Raw genomic sequence first — 26313 nt, forward strand, 5'->3', positions numbered from 1 at the left:
CACAACACTCCTATTTTAGATTCGGCGTAATTTTGACCGGTCATCATTTCGCCTTCACTATCTAGGTAAAAAAAAGAAGGGTTTGCTCACCCTTCTAAAAAGATTTTTGGATTCAAATTAATTATTCTAACTTTGAAATTGGTTATTGGTTTACGCATTCAATTCTAGAAAAACAATTGGGTATTGCGTTATGCAGCAAAAATGAAGCCACTATCATTTGAAAATTTCAATAATAATTTTATCAAAAGGATAAGAAAGCCAGTGCAAAAAATAAGATCTTCTATATATAAACCTCTAAAAAATTCATCGTTACACTCCCTCCGATTTAGGTATAGCAGCTGCTCGTAAAATTGAACCCAAACCATCTTTGTGCACACGAGTAAAAGGTACTTTAAGATTTTTGCATATATTAGGTGTAAATTCTCCTGTCCTAGTTCGGATCGCACAAATGACAATAACCACAACGTCCGCTTTTGCAACTTGGGTACGAACTTTATCTGGGGTGGAATCTCCTTTTAATCCAATGAAGTTTGCACCTTGTGAAGCGAATGCATCGCGATAATCTGCATGTCGATCATCTCCCCCAACTACAAGTACTGTTTTATCCCTTAGTTCCTTATAGTATTCCGGAAGTATTCTTTCTGTTGCAGTAGGTAATGACGACCTTTTATAAGATGACGCAGGGAGCGGGGGTGTTTGCGGTATCACATCCGTAGCGTGTTTCCAAATGACCTGTATGTAATGTGGTTGTTGTTCCAAATATGCCAGGTCAACTATGTCACCCGGACGAATTTCTTTTTTTCTAATTTCGTCTTCAGAGATCACAAATTCACCAATAGGGAGAGGCACAAGGTCAAATCCTTCGCGATGGTGCCTGATTAAAAGCACTCCCTTCTCCTCTTCAACATAACAAAATTTAAATTCTACACGATCCGCTCTTGGGATTCCTGGGCCTTTCTTGATGAGCTTAACATGGAAGTTATCATTGTTGCTTGTGACTTTAACTATGTCATGGTGCTCTAAATTTAATACTCTGATAAGCTTCTCACTAATGTACTTGTCATCTGCCTTTGCGCCTTGGATTTCACGAATAAGTAATTCTCCCTGATCCTCTCCTAAATCAGATTGAATTGCCAGAGGTTTCAAAGGTATGGTCTCATTCGTTGTATCTTCACGGGAGTCTGGACAATCTGAAGGTATGTCCGACAAATTAAGTTGATCAACAGTTGAATAATCATGGTCTGTACCATCAACTATTTGATGATGAGCGTCACTTAAATTCGGTATTTCTTCTAGCATACGAATAGCTGCTTTCATAATTGATAGGCGGTCTTTAAGGTTATGTACGGATAGATCCTTCAACTGAATCTGAAGCTCCTTGCTTAGCTCCGCGATGATTTTATTTTGAGTATCTATATTCACGCGATCAACTCCAATTTAATGAGTAATGTGCTGATCATATAGAGAGATGCATGTTGCAAACAATAGCGATATCCAACTCTGTCGACCTGTTTAATTATTCTCCCAATAGAAGCAAAGAACTTTACCTTGCTTTACTTCTTTGACATTTGGAAGGTTCTTTGCCACTTTCTTGATCGTAATATACGGGTTAGATAACCTTATATTCAGTTTTTCTTCTACTGACTTTTGAATATCTTTTAATGAAACTGGTTTGGGAGCCTGAAACATTAACAGCGACAGTTCGCTTTCTATTTCCTGATAGTTAATCCGCGATCGATTTTGTTTTCTGATCTGCTCAACCTCATCCTTTATTATCGGAGGATGCTCATTATCTCCAGGTAATCCCTGATTCATGATATTCAAATCGCTCGGACTCGTTTGATCTAACAATCGTACTTGTCTAATCACTTCATTGATATCTGAAGCAATTACTTTTTCGCGCTCTACAAATTCAGTTCGAAGATCAAATCTCAATTTTAATAATGATTCCAGTTGCATTTGTAGAGCCTTCCGTTCGTTAAAGAGAGTATTGCTCATCTACCTCTTCCTTTCAATTGATGACTGTCAATATACTTCTAAGGTTGTATAATCATGAGGCAGCTGGTATGGCAGCAGTTTCTTTTCAAATTGTATTTTTTCATATTTCGAACTGTTATTATTATACCACTCTACTAAATATTTATATCTTTCTTCCTTTTCTTTAACCACCTCCACTACATTATTGAAACGTCTTTCATCATTGCTACCCCAGTTACTTGGATCTCCAGTATTTCGAGTTTTGAGAACTTTCACTTCGTTTACTAATTTTACAACTTCTTCCGCAATTGTTCTCGCTTCTACGTAAACATTACGAAAATCCCCCATCACTCTCGAATTGAATAAGAAATCGGTCACTTGAGATTGATATTCGACACGTTTCTTCTCTTCTGTTTCATCAACTTTCCCGGTTACCATCAAACCAGTTTTGTTATCGATTTCATAAGGTTTTCCTGAGACGTGGTACTCTCCATTGAACTGATGATACTCTCCATTTGGAGTAAACCAGTACACGTAATCACTCGTTAATTGATAGGTTCTTAATTCATTAGGGAGATCCCCACTATTATCCTCAAAATTAGCTGTTGCCACTTTATCACTGGTCATTACATTCCCTGCTACTGGAAAACGAGCCATGATTCTACCGTTCGATTCTAAGTATATCCACATAATGTTTGTGGGTTCATTTGTAAGATACATTCGTTCTGTAACCAGGATTCTATCTAAGCTCTTAAACAGCTTAGGTCCATCATTGGTGCTATTGCTCACGAAAGCGCTATGACTATTCCCAGTTGTTGAAAATGAAGGAGCATCATTTAAGTTGATATCGCCACAGCCAGAACTGATCAGGATAAAGAAACCTGCTGTAACAGGATAAAGCACGCGTTTCATAATCATTAACCACCTCTGATGGAGTTTTAGCAATCAAGATTGAATTCTTTCCAGTACTGGAATAACCTAAAGACGAATAATGCGTTTGGATGACTCTTCTTTATTTTTTGACGGAATGTTACTTGTTTCATCCCGTATTACACGATTTTTTGGTGGGTCAGCAATTACTTTTACTTGTTGGCTCTCATTCTTTTGAGAGTTTGAATGATTCATTGTTTCAGAAGTTTCACGTCTCGGTGGGAGGCTATTGATTTGTTCTTCCATTCTCTCTTGAAGAGTTTGAACAGACGATTCTCTCCCTCGGCTCTCTCGCCTGAGAGTAGTGAAGATCATATTTACGAGCGTTAAACCGAAGATAATAGAAATACATATTGTAAGGAGCCAATGTAGTTGGTTTCTTATATTATCAGTAGATCCTTCGAAATTAGTTTCTTTGAGAATGTGCTCTTGATTCTCTAGTTGTTTACTTTCATTTTTGGAAGACTCGTCACTGGAATGGCTCTCCTGTCTTTTGCTATCACTCAAGACATCTGATATGACTTTTGGAACCTCCACGTGTGCATAGCTTACAGAAGAGAGAAGAAGCATACATCCTAAGAAAAAAACCATCGAGGCACTATGTTTTCTCAAACTTCCTTCACCCTCATCAACAATTTTGAAAGCTAGACGCTATGTTTGATTTAAACCACTTTCACATCATCTCTATACCTGTTAGGTCTTTTCATTTCAATTTCCCTGTAATGTAGTTCTCAATTTACCCCATGTCTTGAATTGCAGAGACAAGACCAATTCAATTGGTACATCGAATTCTTGATTGTCACTCCTGATGAAACGTTCTAAGAGCTGAGCATTAACTTGTGTTGTGATATGTTCAGAATTAGGGAATTCTTTTATGAGGGTGCACTCCTGGTATCTATCCTCACCTTTTTTCCTGATTGAAAAATGTCCAGATGCAATTGGTTTTATACGACCAAGGTTATTGTGCTGCATATCATCTGAGAATAAATAACTAACTGTAAATTGTAGGTCAACCTCCCCCCAACTTTCCTGTTCCTGAATGATAATACTTTTCATGAATTCATCTCCAAATCATTGGGAGAATTTCTTCGATCTCCCTACTGATACAACAACTTACCTTTATTTCACCTTACTTAATGTGCTGTTGGCAGGAAACCCTGTTATCTGTATGTCTCCATTGAGATCTATTGTAAATTCCACTTCGCGTTTATTAAAATCGCTTCGCTTATATCGATTGGTAAGTAAATGGATGTTTTGATTATCTGATCCATGAAGCGATGATTGCGAAATCCTTTCCTCGTCAAACCGCCCGTCGATCAGTACATCGACGTATGACAGAATATCTAGGCCATATTCTAATTTTTGGATCTCGCGTAGATAGTAGCCACTGAAAACAACAACTGTATAGCCCTTTTCTTTGATCGAAGAAACCAGCTGCAAAAGTGCTTCTCGTTGCAGAAAAGGTTCACCTCCGCTTATCGTGACCCCTTCCACATCTACTGGAATCCAGTTGAGCACACTATCAATGCTTACAACTCGTCCTTGATCCAGCGCGTGCGTTTCGGGATTAAAGCACCCGGCACACGAAAAACGGCATCCCTGAAAATGAAGGACCGAGCGTTCACCCGGTCCATTTACGCTTGAATAAGGAGTAAAGGCATGAATACGCATGTCCATTAGAATCTACTCCTAATTCTATTTTCCTCAGCAGTCAACTCCTCGTTGTAAAACTCTGGTTTGCGTTCTCGACTTTCAACAGTTCCGAGTGCATCTTCAAAGGGAGCGGTTGCACTTTCGCATGTATTTCCCTGAAAACCAATTGCCTCTATTAATGCATTTCCCTTTATGTCTATCTGTATTTCAATGTATTTGCCGTTACTCATTGATATCTACCTCCACCTTTAAGTTCTTTCTCCTCCAGTAGCATCTATATCTTCTACATTGAATTTGAATTGCGGTTTTGGAAGCTCCTCTTGTTTGAGATCCACAAAGACTTTCTTAACGTATGATTGTATCGCCTCGTTAATCGGAACACCTGAATGGATAAGGATACCTACAGCAAGAGTCCATGTGCCAACTGTTTTTATTACATCATAAATGGCGCTTTGAATAATTGGATTTTTTTTAATGCTGTTCGCATCTTCTTTCGACTCTTTAAGACTATTGATTATTTCGTCATATCGTTGTAAGGATAGATCAAGCTGTTCTTGGATCTTCAAAAGATCACCCTTCGTAGGTGGAAGCATCTGATTACGGAGGGATTCGGGCATTTGAGTAATCATTAGATTTGCGATGTCAGAAAATCCATCTTCAGGAATATGAACAATAACAGAAAGTGGCACCGTAATTGAGCTCGCCAGGTCTGCATGTCCAGTTTTCAGCTGTACCTGTTCCGGCTCCGTAGGTGGAAAATACATACCTAGTCCCTGAAGGGCCTCTGTAATTGAGTTAAGTCCCAGTTTAAAGCCCTCTGAAAATATGATTTTTGCATTCTCTATCAGATCTCTACTATTCAGCTGCTCATCCCAATATTGAATTAAGCCTCCTAATTCCTCGATAGAAAGCTGTGCACTTGTTGGTCCTTCGTTCAAAGTGTGGGTGTTCATTTGTCGTATCCTCCCTATTCGTTCTTAAGCTTAATACCGCAATCTTTCGTATTGCCCTTCATCCTCTTGATAGAGACGAAATCGTAATTTTCCATCTTGCATGACTGTCTCTTCCACCTTCATACCTTGTCGTTCCGCTTCCAAATGTACGATAGACGCACCGTACATTTGAAGTAAACGCCCCCCGTTTGGGCCTATTTCTCTTTCTATATTGGTTCCCATCGACCAATCTGCTACGAGGTCAAACGTTCCGTCTGCATTTTTTTCGAGAGCAACGTCGTAGGCTCCCTTTAATTTGATCACATAGGGTGCTTTTAATCGGTTTCCCATCCAGCCACGAGCGATTCCATTTGGTACAAGGTCAACCCCTAAGCGATCGCATGCCATTTTGATTGCCTGTACATCTTTTAATTGTGCCGGTACTTTTGTATAATGCGACATCATTACTTTCTCCCTTCACTACTGGATATTAAGAATGAATGACTCGATTACCTGATACCGTGTCAGGAATGGGAACAAGCACTTGCTGACCACTTGCATTTCTTGCTCTTTCTTCTGCCCATTTTCTTAAGTTCTCGATCTGTTCCTTTCTACTAGTGGAGAGCGGGATAGACTCATTGAATGCTTGTACAATGTCCTCAGTCGTTAATTCACGCATGTCCTGGTCAAAGGCATTTGATAGGGCACTCTCGATTGCCTCTTCTATTTCTGCACCACTGTAACCCTGACTTTCTCTCACAAGTTCCGGTAGATCAAAATAATCTGGTTTTTTCTTCCTTTTTGTCAAGTGAATTTCAACAATTGCTTTTCTCTCATCATCATTAGGCAGATCTACGAAGAAAACTTCATCGAATCTTCCCTTACGCGTGAACTCAGGAGGCATTGCTTCGATATTATTGGCTGTAGCAAACAAGAATACAGGGTGTTCTTTCTCTTGCATCCAGGTTAAAAAGAAACCAAACACACGTTGTGTAACCCCTGAGTCTCCGTTATTACCTCCTCCAACCCCTGCGAACATCTTTTCGATCTCATCGAACCACAAAATGCAAGGGCTGATTGCTTCAGCTGTTTTTAGTGCCATCCTCATTTGTTCTTCTGATTCTCCAACAAGCGAACCAAAGATTCTACCGATATCAAAACGAAGCAATGGCATTTGCCATGCAGCAGCAAGTGCTTTTGCAGTTAACGACTTCCCGCAACCAGGAACACCTGTTACTAATACCCCTTTAGGAGGACGGAGACCAAAATTGCTTGCGATCGGAAGGAAGTGATTTTTCCTTTTCAAAGCCCACTCTTTCAAATAGTTTAATCCCCCGATATCTTCCAGTTGAAACTTAGGAGGGATAAATTCCAATATTCCTGTGTTATTGACAAACTGCGCTTTCAGTTTTTGAACCGTCTCTATCGCTGCGTGATTAAACTCTTTATGTTTGACGTACGCAAGCGCAAATGCATTTTCCGCTTCAGCTAAAGTTAACCCTAAAGTTGATTGAAGCAGTTTATCACGATCAAGAATTGCTGGCTTCGATCCAATCGAAATTAAGACTGAATCAAGGACCTTATCTAATTCCTCAACATTTGGCAATCCAAATTCCAGTAGTGTTATATCTTTTTGAAGTTCGATGGGGAGTTTTACGATTGGAGATACAAAAATGAGGTGACGCTCATTTCCCTTAGCAATAGGAATCAACTCTTTGATTTTCTGGATGATATGAAAATCTTCGAACCATTGCTTCTTATGAAAATTTTGAAAGATGTATACACACGGCTCATCTATTTTCTCCTTTCCGTTATACTCACTTTCTACGAAATTCAAGGCAGCGTAGGGATCTGCTGTCTTCTCAAAAACCTTTTTTGTATCAGGATCAACGAAACCTCTGGTGCAGCTCCATATTCTCTTTTTTGTTTTTGTCTTCCCTTTTTGTACCCGTTTTAATTCATTTACAACTCGATCTACTTCCCAATCTTTTATCCAAAGAGCGGGGTATCCTGCATTGAGGTACTCCATGATATGGCTAATCACACACGTTCCTCCTCTTACCCAGTTCTTTCGCACACATATACTGCTTGCGTCATCTATTTCCATACGCGCAAGAAAGTGGATATGTAACATTTACCATTTAACTTTACTATATATTTAAGAGATAGTAAATGTTAAATGACTTATTCATCCTTGTAGCTTGGTTGTTGCACTTTTACTTTACGCGCATTCTTCTATTTCAAATGGTAGAATATTGGTATTCTTATATAATGGTAGAATATTGGTATTCTTATATTTTTGGGGGAGAATCGATTGAGGGATGTAGATCCGGATTGGTGGAAAGAAGGATTATCTAGAGAAGAGTTACTACAGGCATTTGAAGAATTATTCTATCGGGCTTTAGAGAAATGGTATAACGTGGATTCTTTCTATTGTGGCAGCTGTGTCGGTAATTTCATTAAAAGCTGGCCAGGTATATACAATCGGGATATGGATTTCCAATGTAGCGCTATCCCACTTGACGTATTTTATGCTGGTTCCATTGTTCAAGATATGTTTTCACAAGAGGAATTCGCTGATTTGACTAAAGAAATGAAGTGTCCCAATTGCGGAGACAGGGCAACCGCTGACGGCTTTATATGGCCATATGAATTGAAATTTGATAAACCGGATTTCTTCGATGATTATCTTATTGAAATAGCATCGATCGCAGAGAAAACTCCATTCTTGATGTTAAGTCATGAATTTGCCCAACGAGTTTATCACGAAATACACTCTATCTCAGCTTCAATAAGCAATTCTAGTGTTCCTACCCCTCTTTTTAGAGCTAGAACATACGATGCTGATCACAAACCATACGAACCAAAAGATTTTAAAGCAAACAAAAAGGAAAAAATTCGTGAAGGTAGGTACAATCATGCAGGCAATCAGGTTCTCTATTTATCAGAGGAAGACATCACCGTTTTTTACGAAGTGAGGTTGCCTGAAGACGGAATTATGATTGCTCAAATTGAGATTCCAAACGAGCTAAAAGTTCTCGACTTAATGGATGAGAGATTTGAAGAGAATAGTATAATTCAAGCTATTCAATGGTCCTCTTTACTTAGTGCTCCTGCTATAGGTGATGGCTGGCATAGGCCTCAATATGTTTTTACTCGATTTGTAGCTGATGTTGCAAAATCTGCTGGTTTTGATGCCATTCGCTACCCCAGCGTTCAATTCAATAAAGGATACAATATCGCTGTTCTTAATTATGAAAAAGTCGAACAAACTCTACGGGTAATCGACTTTAAGTATTTATCCAAAGACAAGATCCTCTCTAAAGAAAAAGCGCTATAGTCTGAATATTAATCATTAAAAAAACGTTACCCCAAAAGGGTAACGTTTTTATTATCATTTTCGCGAGAAGCAGCAATCTGTCTCTTATGGGCTTTATCGTATAGCCTAGCTGTAACTTGTATATGGTCCTCAATGCTCATACGTCTTTGCCCTGGAGTCCAGTTATCATCCATCGAGGCTTTTAATATGCTTTGCATTACGGCGAAGTCCGTTACCTCACCTTCATACGTACCTGATTTACGTTTTATGTTCTCATCTTCCAAAGCAGGTCGTAACATGCGCTGCATAATTTCCACCCCTTCACTTAATAAATCTGGAACTCGTAAGTCTGCACCATAAGTGTACTTCCCTGGTAGTATAAACATACCATCATTACTAGCCATATTCAAGGAAATGCGGTAGTCTTCAACCAAACACTCCTTCAACAACCAAAGCTTTTGCTCATCAGTAAAGGCATCTTTAAAGCCTGGAATACGACCTTCAAGCGATTGAGCATACCCATTATGAAGAAACCAATGGTAGGCTTCGCCTTCGTTATAAAATGGGTCAAACCGATCAAATATCCTCCAATGTAGGATATGGCCAAATTCGTGTATGAGTGTCTGTGCACAACGCTCATGTAGATTCAGCATTCTTAAATTCTCGAATATATAGCTTACATCTTCATCTGAAGTAATTTTACCGCTCTCCCTATACAATCTCGTGATATCTTGATATCGCTTTATCTCAAGATTGATCGTTTGCGCTGTATCATCTGGTAGCAATACAATCCATTCCTGATTTGTTTTCTTGGGCCTATACATAAATGCCAAAGCTTCGGAAGTATCGAATCTAGAGTTTCGAAAACGAACGACTAAATTAAACACATTGACCTCATCTAGACGAGCACCTTTGCTTCTAGCAATTTTATAACCGCCTTCTACTTCCACCCGTCTTCTAAATGGATGACCATAAATATACTCAGTATCAGGATCAAAAAGTTCAGCAAACAAGCTTGCATTTGCTCTAACTTTTTGTACCATTTTACGTTCCATCTCAATATGTTGTAAGTCTTCGAAACTAGGAGAATCATGCTCGTCGAAGAATTCTATCTGTAATTCTCCTGAATCTGGTTCATATTTTTCAACGATTCGATGTAGGTACACTTTTACCTCCAGCTTTCTGAACATTTCATTCCTATTAACACATTCAATATTTTTTAGCATTTCCCTTTCAGTGAGCAGCCTTTTATCTGGTAAACATTAACTTACATGCTGCTGACCCCAAGTTATTTTCACGTTTCCTTCGCTATCAATCTCCTTCTCCATGATGTTTTCAAAGATGTCGAGATCAATGCCATAATCCTCGAAGATTTCTGCTTCCTCTTTAAACTCTCTTGTTTTAATAAATTCATTTACCCTCTCTTTAACCATTAATAAGGCAAGCAAGTTTTGTTCGATCGTATAGTCATACGTGACAAAATGAACTTCCTTAAAATCCTTACTGTTGTACCGAATGAAGCGGAAATAGTATTGTTCAATCTTTGGAATATTCCACTGCATAGACTCAATGATTACCTTGTTGCAACTTGGGATATTCACACTACTTTTCAAGCTTTGTTGCGTGCTCACCAGGACACCGTTTCTGGTCTCTTCAAATTCTCGGATGATCCCTTTGCGTTCTTCAAACGGAATTTGCCCATGAATTAAGAAAACTGGTCGATCGGGAAACTCTTTCTTTAAAAATTGTTGGTATGCAAACGCAGCCGGACGAAAGACTGTTCCAATCGCCACTTTTTCACTTGAAAAGGTATGGACCATTTCTGCTATTTTGTAAAACTTAGCAGGCAACACATCTTCTGTGTACTCATTCAAGAGCTGGGGAACTGAGGTCGCTTTTATCAATAATTGAATCTGGCGTATGATTCTCAACATAGATTCTTTTCTCTCGTTACCCGTATGTTGATAGTAGCCCCTTACAATTTGGTAGAAGTCTTTGATGATCGTGTTGTACACTCTAACTTCTTCAGCGTTCTGAAGTATACGATGAGTGGACACTTTATACTTGTCCTCCCCAACTATTTCAGCAAACTTCCTTGTGATGATAGTCTTATCAATTAAACTACGCAGGGCTTCGATATTATAGATATCCTGATTGTGCTTTGCAATACCAAACACTGTTGCTTTATGTGGTGAAAAGCATTCTTTGAATAGGGTTAACCCTCGAAAAGCGGGGAATGGCTTGAAATAAAACGGGTTTTCAACTTTTTGCAACTCACCATCTTTGTTTCGTTTGTGTATAAAACTACACTCGCAAAGCATGTTAACTGAATTGTTATAAAGCAGCTCTAATTGCGGGTAAAGTTCGGAAATGTTATTCCTGGTTGTCGTCCCTGTTGTTAGTAGCTTGTACTTTGCTTTACGAAAACAGTTCAATGCAGCTCTTGTGCGCTTCGAATAGTTTGTCATCTCATCTGATTCATCATAAAGGAGGGCAATCTTCTGACCCTGCTTTCTCACGTGCTTTTTGATGTGTCTTTGTAACTTAATGAGGAAGTCGCTCGTAATGATTACAATTTGACCGTCCCGAATGGATTCAATATCCTTAATGGATGTTATTCTGATAAAATCCTCGTTAAAGTCTCTCAGAACCGGCTCCCACGTTAAATTAATGGCAAGAGCTGCACTAACGACAAACACATTCCGGACCTTCTTTTCTTTCAGCAACATGTTGTACCAAAACATACCCGCGATGGTTTTTCCGCTTCCTTGTTGCCAATTCAATATGCCGTATCGTTTTCGGAAGAGTCTCCGTAGGTCCTCTTTTTGCATTTTATTTAGTGATACGACCTCAAAAAGCAATCCATTAGCTGAGTTATAGTTGGTTAGGGTATGAGCATCACAATAACGATCGACTTTCTGATCTGCACTCATCAATTCTAGTTGCTGCGATTGAAGCAGATAGTCTTTTTTCTTTCTATTAAAAAGACCTAAGTATCGAGTATCTTCGAAAGGGTACTGATCATTTACGATCATATCCGTAAAAGTGATTTCTTTCGTACCTTTATATTTTGATAACTGTAACTTCATTTTTTGACTGTATACCTTCAACCGAAGGCCATAGTTTGTCTTCACAAGGCGTATAGCGTGTTCTTGTTGCTCTTGTTGCTTTCTTAGTGTTCTACGCAAAGTGAAAAGCACTTTATTCTTCGTTAATCGTTTCTTTTCCCATTCTTCCAACTTCATTTCTGGAGGTTTCGTTTGTGTAAGATACTGTTCTACTAATTGAGAGCATTTTGCGTAATGCTGACGTAGTTTTGGGTGACGTTGAATATCAAATAACAACTTCTTTACGTCATAGGCAAAGTTATCAGTATCCTTTTGATGTAGTCCATCTAGAAACAACTTAGCCTTCAGATCATATTTTTCGTTTTTAGCCGGTTGAATATATTCGGTGTATAACATATGGGAGTACTCCTCGGTTATCGAAATAACCGTGTAATGATCAACTTTGTAATCACGAGGTGTTAAATGCTCACTTTTCTTACGGAAGAACATGAGCTTAGTCGGAAACGATTCAACACCGATATCTCTAAACGCTTTTTCAGGTAAATGACATTGTGTGATGAAATCAAAACGTTCGTTAACCTCTATTATGTAGCCAGCATGCATAAACTCATCTGCAAGAAAACTACTCGGTACAATTAAAGCCAGTAGTCCTCCGGGCTTTAATAGGCTGTGAGCCTTCACACAATAATACATCTGGCTTAAATACTCTTCTTTCCCCACCTTCCATTTAAGATTAAAAGGGGGATTCCCTAAAATGAGATCAAAAGTAATTTTCGGATCATAGAGCCGAATATCTTCACTTTGTAAATTCGCATTAGGATAAAGGTACTTTGCAACCTTGTAGGCTTTAATATCAATTTCGTTCCCATAGACAAGTTCTTGCGTTGGAAGATAGTTAAAAAAGTTTCCCATGCCACACGTTAGATCCGCTACGAGTTCCTGACTATTCGGTCGAATGCAATCGATAACAAATTTACATAGTTGATGGGGAGTAAAAAACTGGCCAACTTCAATTTCCTTTTTGGCCTCAGAGTATTCATGGAAGTTGTTATAGTCTTTCATTGATAGCCCATGAAGCCCTCCATCACCAGTGTAAGCATTAAAAACATCGGACCTGGAGATATTACTCTCCAGGCCCGCATCGATTAAGTATAGTATTTTCTCATTAATCTCTTTACGTTGTTCTTGTGGTATCGCTACAGATTGGATAGGGTAAATCATGCTACACCCTCCATAATACCGCAGTATTCTCTAACGAATTTCATAGCAAGATCATTAGTTGCAAATTCAATTTCTATTTTCCGATTCTTAAATGCTTTAAAAGATTTTACCTTATTTAAATGGTCCAGCTCATATCGTTCAAACTGATCAAAATTGTACGAATTATATGTTTTAGCTATCGAATCAAAAGTGTTCAATACGCTAATCTCCCCACATTCAATATGGGATAATACAGAAAAGAGACAAATTAAACTTTCTCTATAATCGAAACTCATACTATACTTAGTTTTTCCCCCATAGCTCCAATCTTGCCAGGATATATATTTAGGAATATGTACCTTTTTATTCTTAACTACAATCTCAGATCTCCAATTTATATTGTTTTGAAATTTTGCTTTCAATTGATTGACAGCTACTTGCTTAAAAGAAAAACCATCCATCTGTGTATAGATCTCCGTAATAATATCATCATAAGTAACGCTCAGATCGTACTTGTTACAAATATTTTCACTATCAATACTAACCTCGTATTTTTTCTCAAAATAGTACACTGTTTTCCGAATGAATTTCACCTTCAATGACTCTAACTCTTCATTCATGTTCTTAGAAAGTGATGACGAATTAAGCCATTCATTCTTAATTTTGTGACTCTCCACATATTCTATATAGCTAATCATGAATGCTTTTGTTTCATTGAATTGTTGTTCCAAGCGCTTACACTCTTGTGTATCTTCTTCAGGTAACCGATCCTCATTCGAAATAGAAATTTGAGCAAACTTATCTAGTAAATTCCCTGTCAACAAAGTATTCATTTTAACTCCACCTTCACTAGTAGTATATTCAAACGATGTTATAGGATCTAAGGTTTTCTGTATCAAGAATCTGACATTCGGCTTACAACTCCTTCAAAGTATGCTTACATCCACTGTGGCTTATTTCTAGGACTCTCCCCTGAGCTCAACGCAAAAAAGGCCAGTAAGCAAGGGTAAGTCTACAACAAGGGTAGTCTTACTCAAGCCAACTGGCCTATAAAATCGCGTCTGAGAAACTTCTCAGTTGAGAAAGGTCACGTAATTAAATGACTTAGAATAGAAATAAGTAGCAGCAAAAGTAATACCAGTATACACATTCAAAAGAAGATAATTCAAGTAAAACTATATGTAACCAATTCAAGTTACGTAACAAATATTATGTAACCTAAATTAAAAGAAAAAATAGTATTGCATTTCTTCCAGTCTTTAACCTATACTTAAATCAGAAATCCTCTTTTCTGAATTTTATCAACCATTCTTCTTGTTGGCGAGGTTGACGCTGTATACACTTACTATCCGAGAGAACTCGGTTTTTGAAAGAACGAGCCGTTCGGCTTACACATCCTTATTAGGGTGTGTGTGCCAAACGGCTTTTTTGTTTATAAAAACGGAGGTGCAAATCAGATGAATCGGAATCAATTTATCGTGGCCCTTTCTAAAATTCAGCGAATGCAAGCATTCAAAAACAAGTACGCCTATGGAAAACTCATTCTCAAATAGTAAAACAAGGAGTTGGCTACAAAATGGTCCTAGCTGCTAAAAAGATTCAAGAGCATAATGTAATAGAATCAAACAAGATCCGAGGCATAGTCCCCTGCCCCCCTTTTTTCCTAACTGGATAGTATTTGAGCTTTTATTGCAATGGATGATTGTTTTATACAAACATAAATCTGAAATGCTATTTTGATATCTATTCCTTTTTGTTGTAGAATGTAAATTAAGTTAATAATTTGCGCTACGGAAATACCGTGGGTAGGCCTTCTTATACGAGATGGCCTACCCTTTTATTATTTCTGAAGACCGCGCCAGGATTACTGTGATCCAGTTGGCCAACTTTTATTAGAAGACTGGAGTTAGCTTGGTCACTACTAAAGAATCGAGATACCGGTATAAGAGAGGAGCTCATTATGACACTTTGTTATGCAATGCTAATTACTCCAAGTAATTTAACTGGGCACAAAAAATCTATCTTCTTTCTAAATGATAGAAGTCTCAACGAAATGGATACGAATAATTTACGAGAATTTGCTAATTTCATCGGATTCTCAATGGGTGCTTACATTAACGGTTCAATTATTACTCAAGGTGGTTCAGTTATAACCAATAGTGCAAATGAATCAAACGGCTTCGCTGTCCCCTTTTTGTATGATGAATATTCGTACTATACAGTTGTAGTTTTTGCTTACCTTTGTTATCAAGCCAAATTAACAACTTCAGCTAAGATTCAACCTAACATCAATAGAATTGCAGCCCGTTTTAAATTGAGTAAGACCAAAGTAAAGGAAGCCTTAGCTGAAATGCTCGTGCGCAACCTAATCCATATAGAAACTCAAAATGATGTAAAAACATACTCCATAACCGGTTTAATGGATTATTATAAGAATGAATAACCACCTATCAATAGGTGGTTATTCATTTTGATCAACGTATAAAAACACATCAATCATCACAAGTAATAGATACTGTTCGAAGATTGCCAATCGACCATCTACATTCATTCCATAGTTCTCAACAAAGGTTCGGATCGATTCAATACCTCTCTCTAGATCGTTCACTACTGCAAATTTCAAACAAGAAAAGAAAGCAGCACGTTGTCCTTCTGTTAACTCATTAAGATCGATCATTAAAGAATTCACTAGACCTCCATCGGTAAACCTCTCGGGTAATTCCCCAATGTTTAAATTTTCATGCGTTATGCATGCTTTGATATTCCGTAATTTATGCAAATGTATTGGCTGCGATTCGTTCATTACTTTTAAGAGCTCAACCCGATTAGGAAAGCTGTTTCGTTTAGAATCTTCTTCTTTAATAAGCCTCAAATTCCGTTCAAGTAGACTTATTTTTTGCATTGTATATTCCCGATCATAGATATCTTTACTGGTACGTTTCAGCATTTCGATGTCCTCTTCAATAACTTGCGTGAGTGTTTCTAGGACAGATGATTTCACATTATCTCTTTTTAGTTGGTGTAAATCTTTCATTCTACTGATAACCTGGTCGAAAATCTCTTTCCATATTTTCTTGTTACTTTCGTTAGACATCCACTTCAATAACAACTGCATACGCAATCATCCTCCAGTTCAGTAAATAAAAAGGCGCAAGCTTCCCTTGTATCAAAGGAAAGCTTGCGCGGTATTTCCGAGCATTTTAACTATTAATGAGTGTTTTGGCTACTATTATTTACTAATTCTTTAAACCATTGGTCATCAAATAACGACTTCTCCTGTACATCTTTTTCATCTAGTAAGACTACAATATCAATAAGTGATGGATAGTCCTTTAGTTCCTCTTTATTGATAACTCTTCGTTCTCTTTGTACACATTTTTTGTATGGGGCCTCACCAACATCCTTAATATGAACCATTTCATCCTTAGATAAAGTGCGAAATATCATCGTTTTATCTGAGTCATTATCCATATCATGTTCTAATTGAGTAAGATAATATTTATTAGGTTTCAGAGCTGACATAAGAGCTCTCCTCCTGACAACTTGTAAAATAGATGTTCCTTGCCCCATGTTTCTAACAAACTGATTATAACACGTTCTTTGACTTATTAGTTACCGTTGCTTACTGTTCATTAATAATTGAATTTAAAACTTCACTATGTAACGGAAGAAATATTCTCAAATGCGAGCCTAACTGGGGTAAGATTTGGTCCTCGCTTATACCCGAAATTATAAGTCTCTTTAAGTAGGTCATATTTAAACTTTCAATAGATACAATAATGCCTCCCAGGTCTGAGATCAAATTCATCCACTTGAATAATACGTAGTTTTTTATCGGTTTTGATAAATCCTTAAGGGTTGTTATTATGTATGTTTCCGGATAACACTTGGTTCTCTCATAAACGATATCTTTCCATAAATCATAGTACTTTTTAATATTACTTACATCTAAAATCATAACTTCTCTATCAGATAATTTAATTAAATTATTCTTAAAATCTAATTGTTCGTCAGTAATTGTAGTGATTTCTTTTAACGATAAGCCATGAAGTGCTAACTCAATTAGTAATAAATTTCTGTACCTGGTAACGTTGTTTCCGGCAGCCATCATAATCGTTTGTAAAAATTCTAATTCATTATTGGTATAGGGCCTAATCTTAAGATCTGCATCTTCAACATTAGTAAGCCCTTTTTGTCTAAGGAATTCCTTAAATGAATTTATAGCTGATTTCTTCTTCTGATAAACAGAGTGAGTGTGTTTTGCTTCAATATATCTGTCATAATCCTCTATGTGAGACATCTCTATTTTATCTATGTTATTCTCTGTAGCCCATAGGATGACTTTTCTCGCTTCTGCTATGTAAAAATTAGATGTTTCTTTACTTAACTTCTTTAAATTCATCAAATATGTTTTATATAACTCTAATCTGTCATCGCTCAAGGGCTTTACTGGCATTTTAACATTTACTCCCATCCCATCGGATTCATCTAAAATACTACCATGCTTTTGTAATTATAGGCAAACATTACAACCTGACGAGATTCGACTCTACAATAAAAAAAGAACCATGTAGGTTCCTTTTTATTAGTTTTGAAAGCTTCTTTGAAAAGGTAACTCAATTGGGTTATCCAACGATCCCTCATCACTTACATAAATATGGTATCGTGCCCCATGCTTAATTTTTGTCAGTAGATGAGTAGTTAAAACATAGCTGTTCATCTGAATGTTTAACTGGTCTTCCTCGCTTTCTGTGGCCCTCCGAAAATCAACTAATTTTATCGAACCAGCAAAGTCAGTGGAATTCGGATCAGCCATACGCCCAAGAGGTCCAATCTTTACCTCTACCATACCATTTCTGTTTGGTACAATTTGCTTAAGTATTCGATTCGTAGAATTTCTGTACTGGTGACGTGATTTAAACCCAGCTATAAATTCATGAGACATTTTCTGTAGCTGTCCATTTTCATCAAAATCAAACCATGTAATCGTGTGTTCATCTTTGCATGTAGGTAATAACGATACCTCTTTAATTGCATCTATGATTTGATCCAAATTGCTTCGAATAACACCACCAGTTATTGCAGCTTCCCGTTCCGTCTTTTTGCTAAACGGCTGTAGATTATACCTGGAGCGGGTACTGAATGGTTGAACCTGTATTGTAATACGAGAATTTCGTATTAAGTGAGATTCTTCAACATGCATTTTCTGTAATGCGGTTAGTATTTCACTCATATCTTCCACACCTCTGCCACATGTATGATTCGCTATTTAGTTACAAAATTCTACCTTTTCTATTATGTAATTTGTACTAGTAATACATAATATTTAGTAGAACTTTATAACTATTTCATAAGTAATAATAGCACAGGTTGCCTAAATTCCTGGACTGAGGAAAAGTGACAACCATCAAATCTTTTTCGACATACGTCGACACCAATGTACATATTTTTATAGCCCTTTGCTTGCTGTTATACATAATTCATTAAATTTTGATAACTGAATTGGACAAGCGTGCTGGCTGAATGTACTAAATTTACATACAGCTTGTGCAAATAGCTTATGGGACTTTAGGATTACAGCTATATTCAAAGCCTGTATCATTTCTTCAAGCCCCCGGTTCACATTGCCTATCAAGAAAGAGTAATCGCCTCTTGCAAGTAAAAAGGAAAAAGCATGCTTCAGATCGTTCCTATTATCTTGCACCAATAAACTGCTTATTTCACTTTCATAATTCTCAAGAAAAGTGGGTATTCGTTCCAGCTGCCCTTGCTTTATGTACGCTTTGAGTATCACGGGTAGAGCATAAATCTGGGCATATTCGGGGCGATACGGTGATCTTTCTTTAAATGGATGATCTTTTATCCATTTCAATGCCTGTGGCACCACAGAAGTATCACCCATTTCAATATATACAATGATTCTGTTGATAGTTGCCCACTGACTATTCTTACTCTCATTCGTCATTTCATACTCATCGATCAACTCTAATGCTTTTTTAAAATCTTGTTTTCGTCTTGCTGCGTAGCTCTTGTAAACGAGGGCAATTGCATAGAAATCACGGTTATCATTCTTAGAAAGTTTGATTTGTTCATCGCAATAAAAGTACACTTTATCCCAGTTTTCTACCAAATAATAAGCAGAAATCAATAATTTGTATGCTTTTTGCTTCGCTACCTTATCCATATAAACAACGTAGACACCTAGCTCAATAGCGCTTTCGTATGCTTTTTCCATACCGAGTTTACTCTGTACAGCAAACTTTTTTAGAAAGATGGCTGCATTCTCTCCAATTTTTTGATCGATCAATCTTGTCATCGTTTCATAAATATAATGAGCCTCGTGTAATCGTCCTTGTTTTTCAAATTTATCAGCTAAACCCTCCATAAATCCTGTTGGAGGATCATCAAGCTTTTTTAACTTATCCACGACAAGTGTGCAGTACTCGTACAATCCCTTCTCAAGACAAAGATTGATAAACTTCTTAAGCCGGGAATAATTAATCTGGTACTTAGACGAATCTTTTGCGTTTGGTACAAAGATGTACTGATCAATGTACTCTGGAAATAACTCACCTTCCGCGAAACCAAGAACCTTACAGGCATAGTTCATGAATTTTAAACTAATCGGACGATTTTTATTTAGAATCTTGTTTATAGAGCCTTTGTGATAAGTATTCTCTGATCCTGTTTCTTCAAATAAAATCTCGTTTATTCTTTTTGTCAGATGCGCTTGTATACAACCCAGTTTCTCCATGCGCTCACAGATAATATCAACCAGATCTTTTTGATTACCAGGATCTCTCATTGTCTACCTCCTTAGAAAAAAAGGAAACTTCCTATTAAATCGAAGTTTCCTTTTTCTTTTCTACATGCCATATATGACAATGGGTGCCATTCGAATAATAATAAATCCCATTACCGTCCCGCCTATAAGTAACCGGGACCATTTGGTATACCCAGGGTGTTGAATGACTTTCCCAAATAATTGAATGAGCAAAGCACAAAAGAAAACGAGAGCGCAAAACTTCGTTGCGAATTCCGCTATCGCAATTGCGGAGTCCATAGCTGCTTCGTCTCCTACACCGTTGAGATCCATTTGACCAGGTTTTTGGCCTGACACTTTCTGTATGAGCTCGTCATTTTCAACCTTTGTTGCACCAAAGGCCATTGTTGTAAAGGAGAATAAAGAGATCACCATAAACATAAGAATCAAAGCCTTCTTGGGGGTCATTGGATATCATCTCCTATGGCTACTGTTGCGAAACCCGTTATTTCTCCAGACAACACATCGATATAATACCTTTTGTTCGTGTCAAAATGATTTGGAAGATAGCTGAATAGCATGAACTTGTTATGCAAACAAAGGTCTTCATTGTTAGCGATTGCTATATACCTAGACGGCAGAATTATCTTTCCAACAAAAGATATCCCCTTTCTATTTACGGTGACTTGTATTTGCGAGTTGCTTTCCAAAAGGTGTGTTAACCGGGCAATTACAAGCTTGTACTCCTCCAAGGAATCAAAGCTGGCTTCAATCGTAATCTTTTTGATTAAATCTACATTTGCTAAATCAACTTCTAATCCATACATTACTTTTGGGAACTTAATCACTTCGTTTAACTCTTCCACCAATGAAAGAAGTACTTGAAATTGTGCCGAGTTTAATAAAGTATGATCCTGGGTATTGTCAAACAAATTGACGCCGGTTGACCCTACTCCGATATTGGATACCTTGACCTGATAGAACTCTGGTTGAGGAAAGAAATACAACAGCTGGTTGCTAATGCTCTCTTTTAACATGTGGCACTCTCCCGTTTTATCAAATTAAGCAGTGCGCCTACTTTAATATAACAAAAAGTAGGTAATATGGTCAAAATAAAAGTGATTTTCTTACCTGTTAATTACATTCCCCCTTAACCTTTTATGAGAAGTTCTCTCCCTCTCAAATCGATCCATAATCATAATCAAGGACCCATTTGAAAGGGGGATTTTGTCCCCTTTTTTGTTTTAATTCATTGCAGATACCGATAACGCTCTAAATTTGCTTCCTTCCTTAATTGTATGTACTGACAATTTTTGACCTGTTGAGAATAGATCTATATCGATTCCTTCAGGCAAGCGCACCCAGCGCATTTCACCGAGTTCATCAGCAAAACGTGCAACTCCTTCTTGCGAGAAAAGATAGTTTAATTTAAGTGTGATCGGTTCCTTGTTAACAGAATCAAATCCATCGGTATTAAGGAACCTCTCTGTATTAAGGGCTTCCCCCTTAATATGCGTGATGTTTACTACACGCTCCTTACGTTCAAGAACCCTTGAGCGAAGTGATTTCAGATATTCGTCAATGTGATCTGGCGCTTTTGCCTCCAATGTTTTAGCGGGTCCATCCGTTATGTGCCCAGCAATATTGGTATCATTACTGACTATCTCATTAGGCAGAACAACACCATCATTAGAATGTAACTGATGATTCATTCTTAATGAACCGGCATAGGCAAGGTTTTGCCGTTCATTATTGTTACGTGATTTCACTCCGTTTTTTCGAGATTCCTGAGGATTACGACTTCCTATTCTCTCTTCAATAGAAACAGACAATCCTTTTTTGATTTCATTTGACTTTTTATCTATTACCTCCTCATTTGTACTTTTAGCTTTATGGGCATTAGCTAATTTCTCGATCTTTCTAGCGTTCTGTTTTTGTCTAGAGGGGTTACTACCAGAAGTGCCTTTAGGTCTTGATCTTTTTCTCTTTTGTTTTTCATGATCGTTCACTACTTTTCGATGATGACTCTTAGTCTTCTTAGTCTCTTTGTTTTTTGTTTTACTCTTTTGAACCGGCAGAAAAATGGCCATGACCAATACAGTCACAATAAAAAGGGATTTCACGACCACGCTATTTTGTGAAAAAACTGCAAATAATAGAATTGCAATCATCATCAAGGAGTAAACTGTTGAGTATATCGCATAGAAACTCTGTCGTGATGGTATCTTTCGTTTCAACCATTTAATCATGTTAACACCTCCAAAATTTTAACTATGAAAAAAGCAGATACCCTGTTCATGCTCTTTAGCATTCAGGATATCTGCTTTTATTTACTACATAGAAAGATAGATACTGTCTCTTGGGATCAGGTAAAGACACTTGCCAATCATCTTAGATATGGCAATCGTCTTTTACCTATTAAGTACTTGCGATCTCTTCTGTGAAACCTCGGAGCTCTGTACGAACCACAGTCAGTGTATTCGTAACAAAACAACGACTGTACCACATAAAGTCTTGCAAGCATTTCCAATCGAGTAACTACCCAGTTTTCAGTCATCGGTAGTAACTTCTCTCGTCAGCGTCCTGGGATCAAACCTACCTCGCGAGAGTAGATTTAAAACCAGAAAAGTATACCTTCATCTCAACTCGCATTGAGGAAATGTAGGTTACAGACGATCGAATATGTGGTATTACTGTGCATCACTTACCGATTCTATGGCAAGCGATGATCGTAAGTACCAAAAATGGAGCTTCTCGGCATGTATTATTCATACACACGAGAAGTCGGGGCCCAAGAGCTGGACATTTTCTCTCCCTACTGTTTGTAGGTGATGCAATCATTGCTGATTGCATCTACGCTTTGGGAAGCGTTAAGAAAATGTCACTACGTCACGTCCAAGCGGACCACACGCGCTACCTCCCGAGTTATTTTAACCTCCAATTACTACCTTAATTACGACTCAAATTCAATCAAACGTCTTCTATTCGGCATTCGTACTTTCAAGGCCAAGACAATCACTTCCTTTCGGCTAGGCTGATCAAATATAAAAAAGCCCGCCGACTACTCGATTAAAACAATACCACTTCGACAAAGTATAAACTTGGTCAAAGAGGTATTGTTCAAAATCTAAGCAGCCAGCAGGCTGATATCTTATAGTTCGTCAACGGACGAGTAGGATTGGCTAAAGATTTAGCCATTTTAACAAAGAAATAAGAAAAGTAAATTATGGATATATCTTAACGCATAATATCAGTTCTTGTAAAGCAAAAAAAAGGAAGGTATCATGCAACCTTCCTTTTTTAGTGACTACAATAATGAGAGTATTTTTTGTTCGTTTTCTACTTCTATACTTATCAGTTTTTTATTCTCTAGCTTCCGTATTGAGTCTGTTACAGTCGATCTAGCTAAATTAAACGTTTTTGCAAATTGTGTATATGAGCCTCGTATACTGTTGTCCTCTGCAAGCTTAAGAGCGTTAATAATAGTGCTTTCTGATCCAGATAAATCGTTTTCAGAGTCAAGATTCTGGCTTGGTTGTGTTCCTGCTTCCTCCTGCATTTCTTTCAATTCTTCTGTTCTTTCTTGTGCCTTTTCTTCTGAGACAATTATGACTGGCTCTTGCTTTTGAATGCTCTCATAAGCTGTTAGAACCTCGTTCCCGTCTTCGTCCAATAGTTGTGCCGATGCTAATAACGTTTTAAAGACGGCCGAAGTGGCACCATTAGAACCTGAAAAACGGACAGTTTGATCTGCATTAACAGCAGCTCCTCCAAACCTTACAAACTGCGTATTCTTGTTATGAAATGGAACGGTTTCTAAGACCTTGATTAATGTATTTCTCCAAGAAACACCATTTGCTTCTTTGAGTTTCCTTACAAACAATGCGATACCAGGTAATGTTCCTGCATGTTTTAATATACTGCCATCTTCTTCAATAATACTGTTGGTTACAATATTAAAGAAGTCTTCCAGATCAGTAATCATCTCTCCATGATTGATGTCATTCGGTTTGACGGAACCATAGAATGTTGCAACCGTTGAATAAACTGTGGAAAAGAGAAACAAGTACTCATCCTTCAGTTTTGAACCAGCAGCAATTGGTTGTACATAGTTTTTTACACTATCCCAATGGCATACTACTTGTGATAGGTTAACCATTGGATCGCTATGATTAAACGATATAGCTAGTGCTTTTGCTACCTTTTTACCTTTCTGATTAAAATCATGAAAAGCTTGTTGTTCTTGTTGAATAGACAAACCTACGTACACTACGATAGGAATTACCGAGTTTAGGATGATCTCACTATGTTCTACTAACTTATCCTTATGTCGTTCTAATACTCGAACGACATCTTCATCCGATATTTCGGATGTCGTACCGTTTTCTTGAATTTCTTTCTTTATAAGATCTGTAAGTTCCGATACCTTTCCCTTGAGCTTCACATCATGTATCTGTTCACTAGGATTTGTAATTTGGTGTCGGACAACCGAACAAAAGGGAGTCTTTCCTTTGCCTTCGTCCTTTAGTATTGTATCAATTACTTCTATCTCCTGTGCTATTTGTTTAACCGCTTCCCAAGCTCCAAAGAATCGATGTTGTCCATCTAAAATGGCTTCGACACCGTTTTCTCTTCTAGAAGCAGTGAGAGCTGGAAAGTAGGCACCATACGTTTTCCCTTCCAACGCTTGTCTAAGATAAGCCGCTATCTCTTTCATATGAGCCTTAGATAACTTCCGTTGGGCTTCTGGGTCAATAATTATCTTATTTGATTCAAACAACGAAATTAAAGTAGATACTCTCTTAGCAACGCAATCTATCTCAGTAGTTAAAAATTTGACTTCTTTCTTCTCCATTAAGGTTCATCTCCTCACATGTATTTCGCGGAAATTTTCGATCAATTAGTAATGATAAGATTATACTATTTTCTAACAATCCCTCCTAACAGAAAAAGCCAATCCGTGGTAAGAAATTACCGGATTGGCTTCAAGTGTGATTTTCAATTTAGTGCATGCGAAAAGAATACAAAGTGTAGCCAGCTGGCTAATAACGACGAAAAATCCTGCTCCTAATTAGGATGCATTAAATAGAAAAATAGAGAAAATGTAAATACAGGTTAATTTTAGCCTATATTATCACCATTCTCAATAGTCTACTTGAAGTTTTGCTTAGGATTCATCTCATTAAAAATCGAAATCCATTTGTGCTGTGGGTTCTACTATTACCTTGGGAAAGGAGACCGGTATTTCTAATTGAAATACACCATCATAGGATTCTTCCAAGGCAGATAGTACCTTTACATTATATGCAATGCATTCTACACTTGACCACTCACGCTTATTATTGAATCCATTCGGGGTAATGATTGTTCCATCGTTCATCATTCTTGGAATGAGATGTGAGGTTGAGTCTGATGAAAAGAAAGGAAATTCAAATAGAAGCTTACTACTTCCACCCAACCAATGAAAGCAAACACCAGGGTATCTTGAAAAAATTCTCTGAAAAAACGCTCTCTTATTCTCTTCCCCATGTAATTTAACGGTCCCCCCTAACGCGATAAAAGGATGATCTTCTTGGACAAGGTCATCTAAATCTGAAATGGGTGAATCCCAGTGGTGAACTGGTACAGGACGGACGCCAACCAACCTCTCAAGCTGTTGCTGGTTATACTTCGTTTGTTCGCTATCACCGAACACATCTAGGTTTACATAATGATGTATGACGCCCATCTTCAGGTAGGTAATGACGAATTCTGAGTACTCTTCTAATGTGATTGGCTTAATCATTGTACTTCCTGACTCTTTATCACAATCGGCATCCAAAAATAAGGAGAGCTGCTCTAACTCCTTTTTCTGTATTTCCTCTTTGTTCTTCAATTTCTCTGATGCCTTATATAAACTATAAGCACCTGAATCTAATAAGACCTTACATCCTGATGCTATGATATCAGGTACCCAACTATTGGGATTTATATCCCGTAGATGATAGAAAGACAGACATATTCCTGTTGCTCCGTTATTAATCACGAGTTTACGATCAGAAGGACTTTTGGCCATTCCACTAAAGAAAAATCGAATTCCTTTTAAGACAAGTCGCAAATTGCCTCTAGGAGAGCGGTATTTATATGAAATATCCTGAAAAACCAATGAAAGAAGCCCAAACAATGCACTATTGTAATTGCTGAATTGAGATAATTCCTTCCTCCATATGGTCCGAACATGAAAAGTATAATTGATCGCTCTTCTAATATCTTTTCTTGAAATGGAAACGATCTTTTGAGTACTTATCGCTCTGATAAACATATGGTCCTTTGTGATACTCATAATTTTATGATCCTTCCCTAGTCCTGTTTTATATCTGGAGAATTTCTTGAAGAAAAGCTTCTCTTGTTTTTTTGTACGAAACCAATATCTATCCATTCTATATTCCTCCAAGTCCTCCCGGGTAGCGGGAGGACAATTTTTAATGAATT

The 26313-nt window shown here is 37.6% G+C and carries 25 protein-coding genes; 2 read left to right on the forward strand and 23 right to left on the reverse strand.

Annotation, left to right across the window (positions count from 1 at the left end):
• Positions 1 to 309: 309 nt before the first annotated feature.
• The 10 genes from POF51_RS25755 to POF51_RS25800 all read right to left on the reverse strand — a co-directional run bounded on the left by POF51_RS25755 (position 310) and on the right by POF51_RS25800 (position 7536).
• The gene (locus tag POF51_RS25755) at positions 310 to 1422 is read right to left on the reverse strand and encodes a hypothetical protein (RefSeq protein ID WP_271756297.1); all 1113 of its coding nucleotides are present in this window, start codon (positions 1420 to 1422) and stop codon (positions 310 to 312) included.
• A 90-nt stretch (positions 1423 to 1512) separates the two neighbouring features.
• Positions 1513 to 1998, reverse strand: coding sequence for a hypothetical protein (locus POF51_RS25760; protein ID WP_271756298.1), 486 nt, complete (start codon positions 1996 to 1998; stop codon positions 1513 to 1515).
• Between the two features lie 27 nt (positions 1999 to 2025).
• Positions 2026 to 2889, reverse strand: coding sequence for a hypothetical protein (locus tag POF51_RS25765; protein WP_271756299.1), 864 nt, complete (start codon positions 2887 to 2889; stop codon positions 2026 to 2028).
• Positions 2890 to 2955: 66 nt separating this feature from the next.
• The gene (locus POF51_RS25770; protein WP_271756300.1) at positions 2956 to 3519 is read right to left on the reverse strand and encodes a hypothetical protein; all 564 of its coding nucleotides are present in this window, start codon (positions 3517 to 3519) and stop codon (positions 2956 to 2958) included.
• 96 nt (positions 3520 to 3615) lie between these two features.
• Positions 3616 to 3963 carry a hypothetical protein gene (locus POF51_RS25775; protein WP_271756301.1) on the reverse strand — a complete coding sequence of 116 codons (348 nt, stop codon included), beginning with the start codon at positions 3961 to 3963 and terminating at the stop codon, positions 3616 to 3618.
• 63 nt (positions 3964 to 4026) lie between these two features.
• On the reverse strand, positions 4027 to 4584 hold the full coding sequence (locus POF51_RS25780; RefSeq protein ID WP_271756302.1) for a 4Fe-4S single cluster domain-containing protein: 558 nt from the start codon (positions 4582 to 4584) through the stop codon (positions 4027 to 4029).
• Complete coding sequence (locus tag POF51_RS25785; protein WP_271756303.1) at positions 4584 to 4790, reverse strand: DUF2997 domain-containing protein; 207 nt, start codon at positions 4788 to 4790, stop codon at positions 4584 to 4586. Before POF51_RS25785 ends, POF51_RS25780 begins: the two co-directional genes overlap by 1 nt.
• A gap of 18 nt (positions 4791 to 4808) precedes the next feature.
• Positions 4809 to 5513, reverse strand: coding sequence for a hypothetical protein (locus POF51_RS25790; protein WP_271756304.1), 705 nt, complete (start codon positions 5511 to 5513; stop codon positions 4809 to 4811).
• Between the two features lie 30 nt (positions 5514 to 5543).
• Positions 5544 to 5957: a DUF1257 domain-containing protein gene (locus POF51_RS25795; RefSeq protein WP_271756305.1), complete on the reverse strand. Its 414-nt coding sequence runs from the start codon at positions 5955 to 5957 to the stop codon at positions 5544 to 5546.
• A 25-nt stretch (positions 5958 to 5982) separates the two neighbouring features.
• Positions 5983 to 7536, reverse strand: coding sequence for an AAA family ATPase (locus POF51_RS25800; RefSeq protein WP_271756307.1), 1554 nt, complete (start codon positions 7534 to 7536; stop codon positions 5983 to 5985).
• A gap of 270 nt (positions 7537 to 7806) precedes the next feature.
• Here POF51_RS25800 and POF51_RS25805 point away from each other — a divergent pair, with 270 nt between their 5' ends.
• The gene (locus tag POF51_RS25805) at positions 7807 to 8832 is read left to right on the forward strand and encodes an RES family NAD+ phosphorylase (protein WP_271756309.1); all 1026 of its coding nucleotides are present in this window, start codon (positions 7807 to 7809) and stop codon (positions 8830 to 8832) included.
• Between the two features lie 26 nt (positions 8833 to 8858).
• Here POF51_RS25805 and POF51_RS25810 read toward each other — a convergent pair whose 3' ends face one another.
• The 3 genes from POF51_RS25810 to POF51_RS25820 all read right to left on the reverse strand — a co-directional run bounded on the left by POF51_RS25810 (position 8859) and on the right by POF51_RS25820 (position 13912).
• Positions 8859 to 9977 carry a hypothetical protein gene (locus tag POF51_RS25810; RefSeq protein WP_271756310.1) on the reverse strand — a complete coding sequence of 373 codons (1119 nt, stop codon included), beginning with the start codon at positions 9975 to 9977 and terminating at the stop codon, positions 8859 to 8861.
• Positions 9978 to 10073: 96 nt separating this feature from the next.
• Complete coding sequence (locus POF51_RS25815; RefSeq protein ID WP_271756311.1) at positions 10074 to 13100, reverse strand: helicase-related protein; 3027 nt, start codon at positions 13098 to 13100, stop codon at positions 10074 to 10076.
• Positions 13097 to 13912, reverse strand: coding sequence for a hypothetical protein (locus POF51_RS25820; protein WP_271756312.1), 816 nt, complete (start codon positions 13910 to 13912; stop codon positions 13097 to 13099). Before POF51_RS25820 ends, POF51_RS25815 begins: the two co-directional genes overlap by 4 nt.
• A 1127-nt stretch (positions 13913 to 15039) precedes the next feature.
• On the opposite strand from POF51_RS25820, the gene POF51_RS25825 reads away from it, so the two are divergent.
• Positions 15040 to 15522: a hypothetical protein gene (locus POF51_RS25825; protein WP_271756313.1), complete on the forward strand. Its 483-nt coding sequence runs from the start codon at positions 15040 to 15042 to the stop codon at positions 15520 to 15522.
• A gap of 18 nt (positions 15523 to 15540) precedes the next feature.
• Here POF51_RS25825 and POF51_RS25830 read toward each other — a convergent pair whose 3' ends face one another.
• The 10 genes from POF51_RS25830 to POF51_RS25875 form a co-directional block, all read right to left on the reverse strand.
• A complete protein-coding gene (locus tag POF51_RS25830) occupies positions 15541 to 16194 on the reverse strand; it encodes a hypothetical protein (protein ID WP_271756315.1) in 654 nt (217 codons plus the stop codon).
• Between the two features lie 92 nt (positions 16195 to 16286).
• Positions 16287 to 16601, reverse strand: a complete 315-nt coding sequence (locus POF51_RS25835; protein ID WP_271756317.1) for a hypothetical protein — start codon at positions 16599 to 16601, stop codon at positions 16287 to 16289.
• Positions 16602 to 16701: 100 nt separating this feature from the next.
• Entirely contained in the window at positions 16702 to 17535 is an 834-nt protein-coding gene (locus POF51_RS25840; protein ID WP_271756319.1) for a hypothetical protein, read from the reverse strand.
• A 129-nt stretch (positions 17536 to 17664) separates the two neighbouring features.
• Positions 17665 to 18312, reverse strand: a complete 648-nt coding sequence (locus POF51_RS25845) for a hypothetical protein (RefSeq protein ID WP_271756320.1) — start codon at positions 18310 to 18312, stop codon at positions 17665 to 17667.
• A gap of 216 nt (positions 18313 to 18528) precedes the next feature.
• Positions 18529 to 19884 carry a tetratricopeptide repeat protein gene (locus POF51_RS25850; protein WP_271756321.1) on the reverse strand — a complete coding sequence of 452 codons (1356 nt, stop codon included), beginning with the start codon at positions 19882 to 19884 and terminating at the stop codon, positions 18529 to 18531.
• 60 nt (positions 19885 to 19944) lie between these two features.
• On the reverse strand, positions 19945 to 20310 hold the full coding sequence (locus POF51_RS25855; protein WP_271756322.1) for a hypothetical protein: 366 nt from the start codon (positions 20308 to 20310) through the stop codon (positions 19945 to 19947).
• A complete protein-coding gene (locus POF51_RS25860) occupies positions 20307 to 20879 on the reverse strand; it encodes a hypothetical protein (protein ID WP_271756324.1) in 573 nt (190 codons plus the stop codon). Before POF51_RS25860 ends, POF51_RS25855 begins: the two co-directional genes overlap by 4 nt.
• A 207-nt stretch (positions 20880 to 21086) precedes the next feature.
• Positions 21087 to 22091, reverse strand: coding sequence for a hypothetical protein (locus tag POF51_RS25865; protein WP_271756325.1), 1005 nt, complete (start codon positions 22089 to 22091; stop codon positions 21087 to 21089).
• Positions 22092 to 23149: 1058 nt separating this feature from the next.
• Positions 23150 to 24697 carry a DNA sulfur modification protein DndB gene (locus POF51_RS25870; protein WP_271756326.1) on the reverse strand — a complete coding sequence of 516 codons (1548 nt, stop codon included), beginning with the start codon at positions 24695 to 24697 and terminating at the stop codon, positions 23150 to 23152.
• 327 nt (positions 24698 to 25024) lie between these two features.
• Complete coding sequence (locus POF51_RS25875; protein WP_271756328.1) at positions 25025 to 26260, reverse strand: hypothetical protein; 1236 nt, start codon at positions 26258 to 26260, stop codon at positions 25025 to 25027.
• Positions 26261 to 26313 lie beyond the last annotated feature (53 nt).

It is taken from the genome of Brevibacillus sp. AG (assembly GCF_028369215.1).
Classification (GTDB): Bacteria; Bacillota; Bacilli; order Brevibacillales; family Brevibacillaceae; genus Brevibacillus; species Brevibacillus porteri.

Excerpts from the sequence above, each read along its gene's own strand:
- POF51_RS25760 (WP_271756298.1), bottom strand. The coding sequence starts at position 1,998 with ATGAGCAATACTCTCTTTAACGAACGGAAGGCTCTACAAATGCAACTG.
- POF51_RS25765 (WP_271756299.1), bottom strand. The coding sequence starts at position 2,889 with ATGAAACGCGTGCTTTATCCTGTTACAGCAGGTTTCTTTATCCTGATC.
- POF51_RS25775 (WP_271756301.1), bottom strand. The coding sequence starts at position 3,963 with ATGAAAAGTATTATCATTCAGGAACAGGAAAGTTGGGGGGAGGTTGAC.
- POF51_RS25780 (WP_271756302.1), bottom strand. The coding sequence starts at position 4,584 with ATGGACATGCGTATTCATGCCTTTACTCCTTATTCAAGCGTAAATGGA.
- POF51_RS25785 (WP_271756303.1), bottom strand. The coding sequence starts at position 4,790 with ATGAGTAACGGCAAATACATTGAAATACAGATAGACATAAAGGGAAAT.
- POF51_RS25790 (WP_271756304.1), bottom strand. The coding sequence starts at position 5,513 with ATGAACACCCACACTTTGAACGAAGGACCAACAAGTGCACAGCTTTCT.
- POF51_RS25795 (WP_271756305.1), bottom strand. The coding sequence starts at position 5,957 with ATGATGTCGCATTATACAAAAGTACCGGCACAATTAAAAGATGTACAG.
- POF51_RS25815 (WP_271756311.1), bottom strand. The coding sequence starts at position 13,100 with ATGATTTACCCTATCCAATCTGTAGCGATACCACAAGAACAACGTAAA.
- POF51_RS25820 (WP_271756312.1), bottom strand. The coding sequence starts at position 13,912 with ATGAATACTTTGTTGACAGGGAATTTACTAGATAAGTTTGCTCAAATT.
- POF51_RS25825 (WP_271756313.1), top strand. The coding sequence starts at position 15,040 with ATGACACTTTGTTATGCAATGCTAATTACTCCAAGTAATTTAACTGGG.
- POF51_RS25830 (WP_271756315.1), bottom strand. The coding sequence starts at position 16,194 with ATGCAGTTGTTATTGAAGTGGATGTCTAACGAAAGTAACAAGAAAATA.
- POF51_RS25835 (WP_271756317.1), bottom strand. The coding sequence starts at position 16,601 with ATGTCAGCTCTGAAACCTAATAAATATTATCTTACTCAATTAGAACAT.
- POF51_RS25840 (WP_271756319.1), bottom strand. The coding sequence starts at position 17,535 with ATGCCAGTAAAGCCCTTGAGCGATGACAGATTAGAGTTATATAAAACA.
- POF51_RS25845 (WP_271756320.1), bottom strand. The coding sequence starts at position 18,312 with ATGAGTGAAATACTAACCGCATTACAGAAAATGCATGTTGAAGAATCT.
- POF51_RS25850 (WP_271756321.1), bottom strand. The coding sequence starts at position 19,884 with ATGAGAGATCCTGGTAATCAAAAAGATCTGGTTGATATTATCTGTGAG.
- POF51_RS25855 (WP_271756322.1), bottom strand. The coding sequence starts at position 20,310 with ATGACCCCCAAGAAGGCTTTGATTCTTATGTTTATGGTGATCTCTTTA.
- POF51_RS25860 (WP_271756324.1), bottom strand. The coding sequence starts at position 20,879 with ATGTTAAAAGAGAGCATTAGCAACCAGCTGTTGTATTTCTTTCCTCAA.
- POF51_RS25865 (WP_271756325.1), bottom strand. The coding sequence starts at position 22,091 with ATGATTAAATGGTTGAAACGAAAGATACCATCACGACAGAGTTTCTAT.
- POF51_RS25870 (WP_271756326.1), bottom strand. The coding sequence starts at position 24,697 with ATGGAGAAGAAAGAAGTCAAATTTTTAACTACTGAGATAGATTGCGTT.
- POF51_RS25875 (WP_271756328.1), bottom strand. The coding sequence starts at position 26,260 with ATGGATAGATATTGGTTTCGTACAAAAAAACAAGAGAAGCTTTTCTTC.